General features: G+C 71.2%; 12 protein-coding genes. 8 read left to right on the forward strand and 4 right to left on the reverse strand.

Annotated elements, in window-relative coordinates; translation table 11 throughout:
* Nucleotides 1–184: 184 nt before the first annotated feature.
* The gene (locus ACIA6A_RS32650) at nucleotides 185–1,747 is read left to right on the forward strand and encodes an ATP-dependent DNA ligase (protein WP_396101808.1); all 1,563 of its coding nucleotides are present in this window, start codon (nucleotides 185–187) and stop codon (nucleotides 1,745–1,747) included.
* Nucleotides 1,748–1,805: 58 nt separating this feature from the next.
* On the opposite strand, the gene ACIA6A_RS32655 is transcribed toward ACIA6A_RS32650, so the two are convergent.
* Nucleotides 1,806–2,246, reverse strand: coding sequence for a hypothetical protein (locus tag ACIA6A_RS32655; protein WP_396101809.1), 441 nt, complete (start codon nucleotides 2,244–2,246; stop codon nucleotides 1,806–1,808).
* A gap of 48 nt (nucleotides 2,247–2,294) precedes the next feature.
* Nucleotides 2,295–3,380 carry an SURF1 family protein gene (locus tag ACIA6A_RS32660; protein ID WP_396101810.1) on the reverse strand — a complete coding sequence of 362 codons (1,086 nt, stop codon included), beginning with the start codon at nucleotides 3,378–3,380 and terminating at the stop codon, nucleotides 2,295–2,297.
* A gap of 111 nt (nucleotides 3,381–3,491) precedes the next feature.
* Here ACIA6A_RS32660 and ACIA6A_RS32665 point away from each other — a divergent pair, with 111 nt between their 5' ends.
* Complete coding sequence (locus ACIA6A_RS32665; protein WP_396101811.1) at nucleotides 3,492–5,063, forward strand: cobyrinate a,c-diamide synthase; 1,572 nt, start codon at nucleotides 3,492–3,494, stop codon at nucleotides 5,061–5,063.
* 11 nt (nucleotides 5,064–5,074) lie between these two features.
* On the forward strand, nucleotides 5,075–5,671 hold the full coding sequence (locus ACIA6A_RS32670) for a TIGR03086 family metal-binding protein (protein ID WP_396101812.1): 597 nt from the start codon (nucleotides 5,075–5,077) through the stop codon (nucleotides 5,669–5,671).
* Between the two features lie 35 nt (nucleotides 5,672–5,706).
* On the opposite strand, the gene ACIA6A_RS32675 is transcribed toward ACIA6A_RS32670, so the two are convergent.
* Complete coding sequence (locus ACIA6A_RS32675) at nucleotides 5,707–7,869, reverse strand: transglycosylase domain-containing protein (RefSeq protein WP_396101813.1); 2,163 nt, start codon at nucleotides 7,867–7,869, stop codon at nucleotides 5,707–5,709.
* A gap of 48 nt (nucleotides 7,870–7,917) precedes the next feature.
* On the opposite strand from ACIA6A_RS32675, the gene cobC reads away from it, so the two are divergent.
* From cobC to ACIA6A_RS32695, 4 genes are read left to right on the forward strand one after another with little or no spacing between them, the layout of a single operon-like run.
* Nucleotides 7,918–9,003 (forward strand): Rv2231c family pyridoxal phosphate-dependent protein CobC, encoded by a 1,086-nt coding sequence (cobC, locus tag ACIA6A_RS32680; RefSeq protein WP_396101814.1) that lies wholly within the window; start codon nucleotides 7,918–7,920, stop codon nucleotides 9,001–9,003.
* Nucleotides 9,000–10,052 (forward strand): nicotinate-nucleotide--dimethylbenzimidazole phosphoribosyltransferase, encoded by a 1,053-nt coding sequence (gene cobT, locus ACIA6A_RS32685; protein ID WP_396101815.1) that lies wholly within the window; start codon nucleotides 9,000–9,002, stop codon nucleotides 10,050–10,052. Before cobC ends, cobT begins: the two co-directional genes overlap by 4 nt.
* Nucleotides 10,049–11,242 (forward strand): uroporphyrinogen-III C-methyltransferase, encoded by a 1,194-nt coding sequence (gene cobA, locus ACIA6A_RS32690; RefSeq protein ID WP_396101816.1) that lies wholly within the window; start codon nucleotides 10,049–10,051, stop codon nucleotides 11,240–11,242. The genes cobT and cobA overlap by 4 nt, the downstream gene beginning before the upstream one ends.
* A gap of 30 nt (nucleotides 11,243–11,272) precedes the next feature.
* Entirely contained in the window at nucleotides 11,273–11,647 is a 375-nt protein-coding gene (locus ACIA6A_RS32695) for a VOC family protein (RefSeq protein WP_396101817.1), read from the forward strand.
* Here ACIA6A_RS32695 and ACIA6A_RS32700 read toward each other — a convergent pair.
* The gene (locus ACIA6A_RS32700) at nucleotides 11,636–13,048 is read right to left on the reverse strand and encodes a trehalose-6-phosphate synthase (RefSeq protein WP_396101818.1); all 1,413 of its coding nucleotides are present in this window, start codon (nucleotides 13,046–13,048) and stop codon (nucleotides 11,636–11,638) included. The genes ACIA6A_RS32695 and ACIA6A_RS32700 overlap by 12 nt on opposite strands.
* Nucleotides 13,049–13,177: 129 nt before the next feature.
* On the opposite strand from ACIA6A_RS32700, the gene ACIA6A_RS32705 reads away from it, so the two are divergent.
* Nucleotides 13,178–13,720, forward strand: coding sequence for a hypothetical protein (locus ACIA6A_RS32705; protein WP_396101819.1), 543 nt, complete (start codon nucleotides 13,178–13,180; stop codon nucleotides 13,718–13,720).
* The last annotated feature ends 30 nt before the right edge of the window (nucleotides 13,721–13,750 follow it).

A 13,750-nucleotide genomic window follows, 5' to 3' on the forward strand; every position in this document is an offset into this window, starting at 1 on the left:
GGGCTGGCCCGCCTGGGTCGGCCCGCCTGGGCCGCGTGCTAGGTCGGGCGCGTGGCCGGGATCTTGGTGGCCGGGGTCGGTTGTGGGCGGGTTCTGGCTGCTGGCTCTGGTGTCTTCATGGTGTGGAGGGTGTGGCCGGGCCGTTCGGGTCGGCGTCGCGAAAATGTCGTAGGGGGCTGCCAGGATGGGGTTTGTGCAGTTCATTGACCTGGCCGCCGTCTCGGCTGCTGTTTCTGCTGTGTCCGGGCGCAAGGCGAAGATCGATCTACTTGCCGACGCTCTGCGGAGGCTCGATGGTGACGAGGTCGCCGCCGGGTCGGCGTATCTTGCCGGTGAGTTGCGGCAGCGGCAGACCGGGGTGGGTTATGCCGGGCTTCGTGACCGGCCCGCGCCGGCCGCTGAACCCTCCCTCACTGTCGGCGAGGTGGATGCCCGGATCGCCGCGATCGCCGCCGTCTCCGGGGCCGGGTCCCAGGCTCGGCGCCGTGAGCTGGTCGGTTCGTTGTTCGGGCTGGCCACCGACGATGAGCAGCGGCTTCTGATCGGGTTGTTCAGCGGGGAGTTGCGGCAAGGGGCCCAGGCCGGGCTGCTCGCCGAGGCCATCGCCCGGGCCGCCGAGGTTCCGGTCGCTGCCGTCCGGCGGGCTCTGCTGCTCTCCGGGGATCTCAAGCAGGTGGCTGTTGCCGCTCTCGGCGGTGGCGCGCCGGCACTTTCCGCGATCAGTCTGCGGGTCGGCACACCGCTGACACCGATGCTCGCGTCCAGCGCTCCCGATGTCGCTTCTGCCCTGCTCAGCACCGGGTCTCCGGCCACCGCCGACGTGAAGCTGGACGGGATCCGGATCCAGGTTCATCGGTCGGGGTCCGAGGTCGCCGTCTTCACCCGGAGCCTCGACGACATCACCGCGCGGCTGCCGGGGGTGGTCGCGGCGGTGCGGGCCCTGCCGGTCGCCGAGATTGTCCTTGACGGTGAGGCGATGGCGCTCGACGCCGAGGGGCGGCCCCGGCCGTTTCAGGAGACCTCGAGCCGGGCCGCTACGCGCGGGAGCCGGGACGGTGATGTTCCGCTGCGGCCGTACTTCTTCGATCTTCTTCATCGTGATGGCACCGACCTGCTGGACGAGCCCGGGCGGGTTCGCTGGGCGGAGCTCGCCGACGCGCTCCCGGCCGGGTTGATCGTCGGGCGCCGCACCGTCGAGACCGAGGCGGAGGCTGCCGACGCGTTCGCCGCCGCGGTGGCCGCCGGGCAGGAGGGCCTGGTGATCAAAGCACCCGAGGCGCCCTATGACGTGGGGCGGCGTGGGTCGGCCTGGGTGAAGGTGAAACCACGGCACACCCTGGACCTGGTGGTGCTCGCCGTGGAGTGGGGGCACGGGCGGCGTAAGGGGTGGCTGTCGAATCTGCATCTGGGCGCGCGCGACCCTCGTACCGGCGGATTTGTGATGCTGGGGAAGACCTTCAAAGGTCTCACCGATGAGCTGCTGCGCTGGCAGACCGAGCGGTTCCGGGAACTGGCGGTCGACGACTCCGGCTGGGTGGTCACCGTGCGCCCGGAGCAGGTGGTCGAGATCGCCTTCGACGGGGTGCAGACGTCACCGCGGTATCCGGGTGGGGTGGCGCTGCGGTTCGCGCGGGTGTTGCGGTATCGCGCCGACAAGCGGGCCGACGAGGCCGACACCATCGACATGGTCAAGGCGATCGGTGCCCGCCCCGGCGAGGTGGATCACGACGGGGGCGGCGAGGACTGAGGCGGGACGGCTCGAGCGGGACGGCTGGAGCGGGACGGCCGAGCGGGTCGCGCCGGGGTCAGAGCGCTGCCAGGGAGCGGACGTAGTTGACCTGCTGGTGGACCGCTGTCACCTGGTTGTGGTCGGTGACCGGGATGCGGGCGACGTACTGGCGGGTTCCGTTGGTCACCGTCACCTGGACCGTGCCCCGGGGGATGGTCACCTTCACTAGGAGGAATAGCAGGCTGAAGATGGTCAGGACGCAGAAGCCGGCGATGGAGGCCACGATCGCCCAGGTGGGGATCTTGGTTTCGTTGTGCCAGTAGTCGTGGACCATCCAGGTCGAGCCCGGCAGGGGGATGTTGCCGGCCGGGGTGTGGACCACCGATGACGTCACGCCCATGTCGCCGATCTGGAGGATGACCGGGCCGTGGTCCGGGGGGACGGGTAGCGCGGCCGGCTCCGGGAGCGACGGTGTGCTCCAGGGGTCGCCCGGGGGCTGGTTCTGCGGGTACGTCACCTGCGAAACACTATCCGCGGTCGTGACCACCCGAAAGTCACCCGAACCTCACTCCGGGGACGGAGGAGGCGGAGAAGGCGGAGAAGACGGAGGGAGCTGCGGGGGAGAAGACGGTGGCGACGCGGGAGGCGGAGTGGGCGGCGCGGCGGGCGGGGTCGCGGATGAAGGGGGTGGGGTCGCGGACTGTGGCGAGACCGGCCTCCGGGCAGCGGGGACCAGAGCCAAACGATCAGCATCAGCCACGCGGTCGCCGGAAGCTGCGCGGTCCGCGGAAGCCGCGCGGTCCGCGGGAGGCACGCGGTCGCCGGAAGCCGCGCGGTCGCCGGAAGCCGCGCGGTCGGCGGGGGACCGGCGGTTGTCGGCTGCCGCTACGCGGTCGACTCGTTTCTTCGGGGTGTCGCCGTGGGCTTCCTTGCGGGCCTGCCAGCCGAAAGCTAGCAGCGCCATGACGGCGAACAGCCACCATTGGATCGCGTAGCCGCCGTTCTGCCAGGAGTCCTCGTGGTCGATCGAGATCGAGGAGTAGCCCGGGGCCGGGTCGCTGTCGAGGAGGTAGGCGCCGTAGAGCGGGTAGGGCATGCGGTCGACCAGGTGGGGCAGGGAGATGCGGCGGGTGTCGATGCGGCCGTCCCGCTGGGCGATTCCGGAGGGGCGGCTCTCGGAGAGGTGGATCTGGCCGACCACCGTCACGTCGCCGGACGGGGGTGGGGCCGAGACCGGGGGTGACACCGCGTCGCCGGTCTGGGAGGGGACCCAGCCGCGGTCGACCAGGACCGCTGTCCCATCTGACAGGACGAGCGGTGTAACGATCTCGAAACCTACGTTGCCGTTGACGGTGCGGCCGCGGGCCTGGATCTCGTGGGTGGCGTCGTAGCGGCCGGTCACGGTTACCTTTGTCCAAGCTTTGTCCTTGCCGGGCATGGTGCCGAGACCGCCCGGGGAAGTCGGCGTGACCAGGACGGATGTCAGCGGGACGGCCGGCGCCGAGTCGGCCGCGTCGATCCGGGTGTTGATCGCGCTGCGCTCTTGATACCGGTGGAGCTGCCAGTTGCCGAGGAAGACCATGACGATCGACGCGGCCACCGTCAGCGCGGCGGCGCCGAGCCAGCGAGGCGTCATGAGGAACCGGTACACGTTCCGAGGCTACCCGGCTGTGGACCGGCCCCTGCGGCAGGCAGGTAGGGTCCACTTCCGGCGGTCTTTATCACGATGCCGCCGATTTCCGTATCCGCGAGGGAGCCAGTGATGTCGAGCCAACCACGCCTGGTGGTGAGTGCGCCCGCGTCGGGACACGGCAAGACCGCCATCGCGGTGGGTCTGCTGGCGGCTTGCGCGGCTCGGGGCGTACCCGCGGCGGGGTTCAAGGTCGGTCCCGACCACACCGACGCCGCCTATCTGGGTCTCGCCGCCGGCCGGCCGGGCCGCAACCTGGATCCTCGCCTGGTCGGTTCGCAGCGCATCGCTCCGCTGTTCGCGCACGGTGCCGCCGGCACCCAGGTCGCGGTCATCGAGGGCGCGATGGGCCTGTTCGACAGCCTGACCGGGCAACCCGAGATCGACGGTACGGCCGCGGTGGCCGCCGCTCTGCGCGCCCCGGTCCTGCTCGTCGTGGATGTCGCGGCGATGGGGCATTCGCTGGCCGCCCTGGTGCACGGCTTCCGCATGTTCGACGAGATGGTGCACCTGGGTGGCGTGGTGCTGAACAGGGTCGCGTCCGCCCGGCACGAGGAGATGCTGCGCACCGCGCTCGACGACATCGGCATGCCGGTGCTGGGCGCGCTGCGGCGGGGCGATCTCCCGGCTGTGCTGCCCGCCCGGTCCCAGGGGCCGGTTCCGGTCGCGCACCGCTCGGTCGAGGCGGTCCGGGCCGTACGCCGTCTGGGTGAAGCGGTCGGGAACTCGCTCGATCTCGATCGGATCATGGCGCTGGCGAACACCGCTCCGGCCCTGCCGGGGCCGGTCTGGTCGCCGGCGGAGACGCTGGACCCGGCGGGTCTGCCGGAGAAACGGCCGGTGGTCGCGCTGGCGGGTGGGCCGGGCGCTCCTTACACGTACGTCGAGACCGCCGAGTTGCTGACCGCGGCCGGCGCGGACGTGGTCGTGGTGGATCCGTTGCGCGACGAGACGCTGCCGCCCGGCACCCGGGCGCTGATGATCGGCGCGGGCCTGCCGGAGGGGTATGCCGAGGAGCTGTCGGCGAATCGCCGGTTGAACGCGGCGGTCGCCAAGCTGGCCCGGGACGGCGGTCCGATCGTGGCGGAAGGGCTGGGCCTGCCGTGGCTCACCCATGATTTCGACGGCCGCCCGATGTGCGGGATCCTGGACGCCTCGGCGACCACGGGTGCGCAGACCGTGGCGGGCTATCGCGAGGCGACCGCTCCGGCGACGTCGCCGCTCGCGCCGGCGGGTGCCCGGATCACCGGTTACAAGCAGCATCGGGCGATCGTGTCGCCGCGGTCCGGGAAGGTCCCGGCGTGGACCTGGTCCGGCGGCAATCCCGAGGGTTTCGTCTGGCGCCAGGTGCACGCGTCGCAGCTGGGGCTGCACTGGGCCGGGGCGCCGGAGATCGCCCGCCGGCTGGTCGCGGCCGCGTCGCCGGGCGGCGCGCCGGCGCCGGCGACCGTGGTCCAGGTCGGGACGGTCATCTCCGCGACCGGGCAGACGGTGCTGCCGGTGAGCGGTCAGGTCGGCGGCCCGATGGGCGTCTCCCCGGCCGCTCCGGGGCAGCAGACGGTGCCGCTGCCGCAGATGGCGCCCACCGGGGATCCGGACGAGGCGACGTTGTCGCTGTCAGCCGCGGATTTCCACAACCATTAGGGAGCAGAGCCGTGGCCGATCGTGTGCCCCTGGATTTCGACCCGCCGGTTCGTCAGGTCCGTGACCTGCTGCTGGGGATCACCGACGATCATCTGGCCGCGCCGACCCCGTGTCCCGGGTGGTCGGTCGGCACGCTGCTCGACCATCTGCTCGGGCTCGGCTGGGCGTTCACCCAGGCCGCCCGCAAGAGCACCGAGGGGGAGGGGTCTGCCCCGCAGCCGTCCGCGGAACATCTGACGCCGCACTGGCGCAGCCGGCTGCCCGGGGTCCTCGACGAGCTCTCCAACGCGTGGAAGGACCCCGCGGCGTGGGAGGGCACGTCCGCGGCCGGTGGGGTCACGATGCCGGCGGAGGTCACCGGCATGGTCGCGGTCAACGAGCTGACGATGCACGGCTGGGATCTGGCCCGGGCCACCGGCCAGGAGTATGCCGCCGATCCGCGGATCCTGGAGCAGCTGATCGGGTTCCTGTCCGCCGGACCGGCCGAGGGCAGCCCCGGCCTGTTCGGGCCGCGTGTCCCGCTCGGGGACGAGGCGACGATGCTCGACCAGGCGGTGGCTCTGGCCGGCCGCGATCCGCACTGGCGCCCGACCACCGCCGCGCACTGAGCCACGGGTCCGGCCGGGACCGCGCCGGGGAGAAACTAGTCGTCCTTCCCCCCGTACACCATCTTCTTGGGTGGGGGGTTGAACTTGACCTTGGGCTGGCCCTTGAGCGCGTCCTTCAGCGTCTCCGCGACGGTGAACTTGGAGATCGTGCCGCGGCTGGTGCCGACGGTGTTCTCCGGGTTGTCGGGGTCGGCGACGAAGGCCGCCGCCGCGAGTTGCGGGGTGAAACCGCAGAACCATGCGCTGCGGTTGCTGTCGGTGGTGCCGCTCTTGCCGGCGACCGGCCGTTTGAGCGTGGCGTGGACCATGGGTGAGGTCTCCCAGCCGCCGCAGCTGCCCTTGGCCGCGCCGTAACCGGTGACGCAGCGGGCCGCGTCCGTGGCCGCCTGCGCGACCTCCGGCCGGACCGCTTGGTGGCAGCGGGGCCCGGCCACCTTCTTGCCCTCGTACTCCAGGGAGGCTCCGTCCCGCGTGTTGATCGTCTGGACCGGGAGCGGCTCGCAGTAGGTGCCCTCGGCGGCCAGGGTGGCGAAGACGTTGGCCATCTCGAGCGGGGTCGCGTCGCTGACGCCGAGGGTGAACGCGCCCCAGCCTTCCGCGCGGTCCGGCTGGGCCAGCGTCTTGTCGATCTCGGTGCGCCATTTCAGGCCGAGCCGTTCGGCCATCTTGACCGCCTTCTCGGCGCCGACCTTCTGTTCCAGCTGGACGAAGTAGGTGTTGACCGACTTGCCGAAGCCGCTCCACATGGTCTGGTTGCCGGTCATGGACGGGCTGGAGTTCTTGGGGCACCAGTTGTCACCGCAGGTCGCCGGCCCGGGCGCGGTGATGTATTTCGTGACGAAGCGCGGCGGGGAGTAGAACGTCGTGTTCAGCGGCAGGCCCTCGTCCAGGGCCGCGAGCATCGTGAAGATCTTGAAGGTCGAACCGGCCTGGTAGCCCGCCATGTCGCCGCCGCCGAGCAGCGGGTTGACCGTGTTGGGGTAGTTGCCGCGGACCTCGCCGCGCAGCCGCCGGTCGCTGTGTTCGCCGTTCTTCTTCTGGTCGAGCGAGTACTTACGGTTGACCGCCATCGCCTTGATCCGGCCGGTGCCCGGTTCGATGACGACTTCGCCGTGCGCGTACACACTCTTCTTCTTCTCCTTGTCCAGGATGTGTTTCATCGCCGACGACTGGATCCTCGGGTCGATCGCGGTGACGATCCGGTAGCCGCCGCGGCGCAGGTTCTCGAGGCGTTCCTGGGAGGTCGTGCCGAACGCCGGCTGTTCCATCCACCAGTTGCGCAGGTAGTCGCAGTAGAAGCCCCAGTCGTTGTGCTCCGAGGGCACGGAGACGCAGTCGTTGGGCGGGGTGGTCAGGTTCAGCTTGATCTTCGCCTTCTTGGCCGACCGGGCCTGCAGGGCGGTGATCGAGCCCATCTTGAGCATCTGGTCGATCACGTAGTTGCGCCGTTCGGTGGCCGCCTTCTGGTTGGTGCGGCGGGCTGGGTCGAAGTCGGAGGGTGCCTTGACCAGGCCGGCGAGCAGAGCCGCCTCGGTCAGCGTCAACTGCTTGGGGGTCTTGGAGAAGAAGACCTCGGCGGCGGCGAAGATCCCGTACGCGCGGTGCCCGAAATACGCCGAGTTGAGGTAGCGCTGCAGGATCTCCTGCTTCGTCACCCGTTTCTCCAGCTCGATGGCGAGCCGCATCTCGCGCAGCTTGCGAGCGGTCGTCTGCTCGGTGGCCTCGAGCGCCTGCTTGGGCGTCTTGGCGCCGTCACGCAGGGCCATCCGGACGTACTGCATGGTCAGGGTGGAAGCGCCCTGGGAGACGCCGCCGGCCTGCTGGTTGGCGACGAAGGCGCGGGCCACACCCTTGGCGTCCACGCCGTTGTGCTCGTAGAAGCGGGTGTCCTCGGAGGCCACGATCGCCTGGGTGATGTACGGCGCCATGTCCTGGACCTTGGTGGGCTTGCGGTGCTCTTCGTAGAACATCGTGAGCAGCGTCTTGCCGTCGTTCGCGTACACGTAGGTGGTCTGCGCGGAGGGCACCACCGTGAGTTCTTCCGGCATGCTCTGCAAAGCGTCGGCGCCGGTCTTCGCACCGACCCCGGCGAGCGCGACGAGAGGGAAGATCAGACCCGCGACCACCACGCCGGCGATGAGACCGGCCCGGATGAGCTGGGAGATCCGTCCGGCTTTGGCGAGTCTCGTCTGCTTCACCCTTTGAAGGTATGACAAAACTACTCATGTCCCCTCGGAACGGCTGAAGTGCGCGGACCGAATCCGCTCCGGCATGCTGAACGGGTGGAGATGGACCTGCACCACCACGGTGACGCTGAAGTGGCACCGGGCCTCGTCGACCTGGCCGTGAACGTCCGGCGGCAGCCGATGCCGCCCTGGCTCGCCGGCCCGATCGCCGCGTCGCTGACCGGGCTGGCCGCCTATCCGGACGCGACGATCGCCACGGCGGCGACCGCGGCGAAGCACGGCCGCCCCGCCGAGGAGGTCCTGCTGACCGCCGGCGCCGCGCAGGCGTTCGTGCTGATCGCGCAGGCGCTGGGCCGGCGCCGGCCGGTCGTGGTGCACCCGCAGTTCACCGAGCCCGAGGCCGCGCTGCGCAACGCGGGGCACGATGTCGCCCGGGTGCTGTTGCGCGAGGAGGACGGCTTCCGGCTCGACCCGGACCTCGTCCCGGACGATGCCGACCTGGTGATCGTCGGCAACCCCACCAACCCGACGTCGGTGCTGCACCCGGCGGACGACATCGCGAAGCTCGCCCGTCCCGGCCGCGTCCTGGTCGTCGACGAGGCGTTCGCCGACACGACGTGGCAGCCCGGTCTCGACCGCGAACCCGAGTCCCTGGCGAGCCGCGGCGAGGTGCCGGGTCTGGTGGTCCTGCGCAGCCTGACCAAGACGTGGGGTCTCGCCGGCCTGCGGATCGGCTATGCGCTCGCCGCGCCGGAGCTGATCGCCCGGCTCGCCACCGCGCAGCCGCTCTGGGCCGTCTCGACACCCGCGCTCGCCGCGGCGCAGGCCTGCGCGTCGCCGGTCGCGATCGCCGCCGAGCGGGAGATCGCGGCGGCCATGGCCGCCGAACGGGACCATCTGGTCGCGGGGTTGCGCGGCGTGCCGGACGTCACTGTCGCGGGCGTCCCGGCCTCCGCGTTCGTCACGGTACGCCTGCCCGGTGCCGCCGAAATCCGCCTCGAGCTGCGCAAACGTGGGTACGCCGTCCGGCGCGGCGACACCTTCCCGGGGCTGGGCGCCGACTGGCTCCGCGTGGCCGTGCGCGACACTGCCACCACCGACGCGTTTCTTGCGACGCTGAACGACGTGCTGAAGGAGCGACAGTGACCCTGGAGACGACCCTCGCCGCCATCGGGCCCGCCGATGAGCGGGCCATGGCCGCCGCCCGTGACCTGCAGGGGCGCCTGACCAAGCCGGCGGGTTCGCTGGGCGTTCTCGAGGAGCTGTCGGTGCGCCTCGCCGGCCTGGCCGGTCACTGCCCGCCGCCGATGCCCGAGCCGGCCGCGATCGCGGTCTTCGCCGGCGACCACGGGGTGCACGCGCAGGGCGTCACGCCGTGGCCGCAGGAGGTCACCGCGCAGATGGTCGCCAACTTCGTCGCCGGGGGCGCGACGATCAACGCGTTCGCCCGGCAGGTCGGCGCCTCGATCATGGTGGTCGACGTCGGCGTGCGGATCCCGCTGCACGGTGGTGACAACCTGCTCGAGGCCAACGTCCGCCGGGGCACCCGGGACCTCGCGGTCACCGCCGCGATGACCGAGGACGAGGCCCGCTCGGCGCTCGAGGTCGGCCTCTCGGTCGCCGCCGCGCTGATCGAGGGCGGCGCGAAATGCCTGCTCACCGGCGACATGGGGATTGCCAACACCACCCCGGCGGCGGCGCTGGTCGCGGCGTTCACCGGCGTGACCGCGGCCGGGGCCACCGGCCGTGGCACCGGCGTCGACGACGCGACGCTCGCGCGCAAGGTCGAGGTCGTCTCCCAGGCCCTCACGCTGCACCGGCCGGACAAGTCACACCCCTTGGCGACGCTCGCTGCCCTGGGTGGCCTGGAGCACGCCGCGCTGGCCGGTTTCATCCTCGGCGCGGCGGCCCACCGGGTGCCGGTGATCATCGACGGGGTCATCGCGGCCTCCGCCGCGGTGGTCGCGGCCGCGTTCGCCCCCGACGCCGTCATCGCCATGATCGCCGGGCACCGGTCGGCCGAACCCGGCGCGTCCGTCGCGCTCGCCCACCTCGGTCTCACCCCGCTGCTCGACCTGGGTATGCGGCTCGGCGAGGGCACCGGTGCCGCGCTGGCCCTGCCGCTGGTCGCGGGCGCGGTCCGGGTGCTGCACGAGGTCGCCACGTTCGACGCGGCGGGGGTCTCGGAGAAGTGAACCTCTACCCCTTGGCGCTCAAGCTCGACGGCCGCCGGGTGCTGGTCGTCGGCGGCGGCGCGGTGGCGACCCGGCGGATGCCCGCGCTGCTGGCCGCCGGAGCCGTGGTGGACGTGGTCTCCCCGATGCTCACCCCGGCCCTGCTCGCGTACGTCGAGGCCGGCCGGATCAGCTGGCGGGAACGCCGCTTCGAGCCCGGTGACGTGGACGGCGCGTGGCTGGTGCAGGTCGCCGTCGACGACGTCGCCGCCGCGGAGCTGGTCAGCGCCGCCGCGGAGGAACGACGGGTCTTCTGCGTGCGCGCGGACGACCGGGACGCCGCGACCGCCTGGACCCCGGCGGTCGCCCGCCAGGGCGAGGTGACCGTCGCGGTGACCGACAGCGGCGACCGCCGCCGGGCCATGGCGGTCCGCGACCTCGTGGCCGCTGCGATCCAGGACGCCCCCGAGCTGGCGGCGGTGGACGAGCCCGGCCAGGTGGTGCTGGTGGGCAGCGGGCCGGGCGATCCCGAGCTGATCACCGTGAAGGGCCGCCGGCTGCTGGCCCGGGCGGACGTGGTGGTCACCGACCGGCTGGTGCCGGGGATGCTCCTCGACGAGCTGCGTCCCGAGGTCGAGCTGGTCGACGCCTCCAAGATCCCTTACGGCCCGTCCGCGGCCCAGGAGTGGATCAACCAGGTGCTGGTCGAGCGGGCCCAGGCCGGGAAATTCGTGGTGCGGCTCAAGGGCGGCGACTCGTTCGTCTTCGGCCGGGGTGGGGAGGAAGTCATGGCGTGCGCCGCGGTGGGCGTACCCGTCTCGGTGGTTCCCGGGGTGACCAGTTCCATCGCCGCGCCGGCGCTGGCCGGCATCCCGGTGACCCACCGCGGTGTCGCCCACGAATTCACCGTGGTCTCCGGGCACGTGCCGCCGGAGAGCGAGTTGTCCCTGGTGGACTGGGCCGCGCTGGCCCGGTTGCGCGGCACGCTGGTGGTCATGATGGGTCTCAAGAACCTGCCGAGGATCGCCGCGCGGCTGATCGCCGAGGGGCGGGCCCCGCAGACCCCGGCCGCTGTCGTGCAGGAGGGGTCGACCAGTTCGCAGCGGGTGCTGCGCGGCACGCTGGGCGACATCGCCGTGGCGGTGGCGGACGCCGGCATCCGCCCGCCCGCGGTGGTCGTCATCGGCGATGTCGTTCCCGTGTTGGGATAGTCACCGTGCGGAATGGGTAGGGCCATTCACATGAGTGAGCGACCAGAGATGACCCTCGCCGGGATCGTGCTCGACACCCCGGACGTACAGGAACTCGCGGCGTTCTACCAGCGGCTGCTGGGCTGGCACGTCGTCCAGGACGAACCCGACTGGGTCAAGCTGGGGGCGCCGGCCGGCGGCCCCGGCCTGTCCTTCCAGACCGAGACCCGATATGTACGCCCGGTGTGGCCGGCTTCCCCCGGTGACCCGCAGATGAGCGTGCACCTCGACATCCACGTCACCGACCTGGACGAAGCCGGGGCGCACGCCGAGAAATCCGGGGCCACCAGAGCCGATTTCCAACCCCAGGACGACGTCCGGGTCTACCTCGACCCGGACGGCCATCCGTTCTGCCTATTCCTCTGAGGGGGTGTCCTCGGTATCGGGGACACCCAGCTCGTTGAGGAACGAGTGCGCCCACGCGGCCACGTCATGCGTACGCAGGTGCCGCTGCATGACCCGCATCCGGCGCTTGAGCTCGGCCGGCTCGGCCGCCACCGCACGCAGCAGCGCGTCCTTGACGCCGTCCGGGTCGTGCGGGTTGCACAGGAACGCCTGACGCAGCTCGGTGGCCGCGCCGGCGAACTCGCTGAGGATCAGCGCGCCACCGGTGTTGGAGCGGCACGCGACGTACTCCTTCGCGACGAGGTTCATGCCGTCGCGCAGCGGCGTCACCATCATCACGTCGGCCGCGACATACAGCGCGGCCAGCTCCTGCTTGCTCATCGACTGGTGCAGGTAGTGCACCGCCGGCATGCCGACCTTGCCGAACTCGCCGTTGATCCGGCCGACCTCGCGCTCCACCTTGACCCGCAGCGTCTGGTAGTGCTCGACCCGCTCCCGGCTCGGCGTGGCGACCTGCACCATCACCGCGTCCGGCACCTTCAGCTTGCCGTCCGAGAGCAGCTCGCGGAACGCCTTGAGGCGCAGCTCGATGCCCTTGGTGTAATCCAGCCGGTCGACGCCCAGGATGATCGTCTCGGGGTCGCCCAGCTCGGCCCGGATCTCCTTGGCCCGCGCCTGCACCTTCGGGTCGGCGGCCAGGCGTTCCATGTCCTTGGTGTCGATGCTGATCGGGAACGCGCCGGCCTTGACCTTGCGCCCGTCGACCTGGATCGACTGCCCCTCGTAGCGCAGCCCGAGCAGGTGCCGGGCCAGCCGGACGAAGTTCTGCGCCGCGAGCCGCTGCTGGAAACCGACCAGGTCGGCGCCGAGCAGCCCGCGCAGGATCTCCGCGCGGAACGGCATCTGCATGAACAGCTCGATCGGCGGGAACGGGATGTGCAGGAAGAACCCGATCCGCAGGTCGGGACGCATGTCGCGGAGCATCGCCGGCACCAGCTGCAGCTGGTAGTCCTGCACCCAGACCGTCGCGCCTTCCTCGGCCACCTCGGCCGCGGCCCGCGCGAAACGCTCGTTGACCAGGCGATAGGCCTCGCGCCAGCGGCGTTTGTACACCGGCGTCTCGACCGCGTCGTGATACAGCGGCCAGATCGTCGCGTTCGACTGGCCCTCGTAATAGCGCTCGAGCTCCTCGGCGCTCAGTGGCACCGGGTGGATGTGGATGCCTTCGAGTTCGAACGGGTCGGGCGCCTCGCCGTCCCCACCCGCCCACCCGATCCATGTGCCCCGATGCTCGATCAGCACCGGGTGCAGGGCGGTCACGAGCCCACCCGGGCTCGGACGCCACTGCCGCTCACCGTCGACGATGACCTCGTCCACGGGCAGGCGGTTGGCAACTACGACGAAGGAACTTCGTTCGGCCACGCTGAGTGCACCTCCGGGTCGTTCTGGTTCCCCGATCACGAGCCTACTGTGCGTAGCCACGCGGGGCTTGCCCAGGCGGCATCCGGCCAGAGGTCGGGACAGGTGGCAGCGAGGTGCCATCCTTGGCCGGTGAGCCTGTCCGATGATCCTTCCCCGCAGCGGTCCCCGCTGTTCTTCCCTGTGGTCATTGCCACGGTGTTCCTGGCCATCATCGGTATCTCGGCGGGCTTCGCGCTCGGCAACGAGCACAGCCGGTTCGAGCGGACTTCCGCCGCACAGACGCCCGCACCGGGCGAAACCGACCCGGCCACGGTGCCCACACCCGTCCCGGACGGCCCCGAATGTCCGGAGCAGATGCATGCCACCGCGCGCAAAATCGGGGTAACCGATACGCTCTACCAGGTCCTGCGCGTGCGGGCGGCCTCCACCGGCACCACGGTGTGGATCTGCCGGGACCCGGGCGGCAAGCTGTATTACCAGGCCAACCGGGGCGGAACGGATGCGAAGTGGGTCGAGGGCGAGACCGCTCTCTTCCTGTCCGACGTCGAGCAGGACGGCGACACGTACACCGCCACCGCCCATGACGGCGCGACGTTCACGGTCAATGACAGTGAGCTGCGGGTCGTGACCAAAACCGGGCGCGAGGAGATCAGCCAGGTCGAGCCCGGGTAACGGGGGAATCCTTGCCCGCCGCCCGGGGTT

It is taken from the genome of Actinoplanes sp. NPDC051494 (assembly GCF_044454705.1).
In the GTDB taxonomy this organism is placed as follows: Bacteria; Actinomycetota; Actinomycetes; order Mycobacteriales; family Micromonosporaceae; genus Actinoplanes.

Coding starts and splice junctions, on each gene's coding strand:
- ACIA6A_RS32650 (WP_396101808.1), top strand. CDS start 185: ATGGGGTTTGTGCAGTTCATTGACCTGGCCGCCGTCTCGGCTGCTGTT.
- ACIA6A_RS32665 (WP_396101811.1), top strand. CDS start 3,492: ATGTCGAGCCAACCACGCCTGGTGGTGAGTGCGCCCGCGTCGGGACAC.
- ACIA6A_RS32695 (WP_396101817.1), top strand. CDS start 11,273: ATGAGTGAGCGACCAGAGATGACCCTCGCCGGGATCGTGCTCGACACC.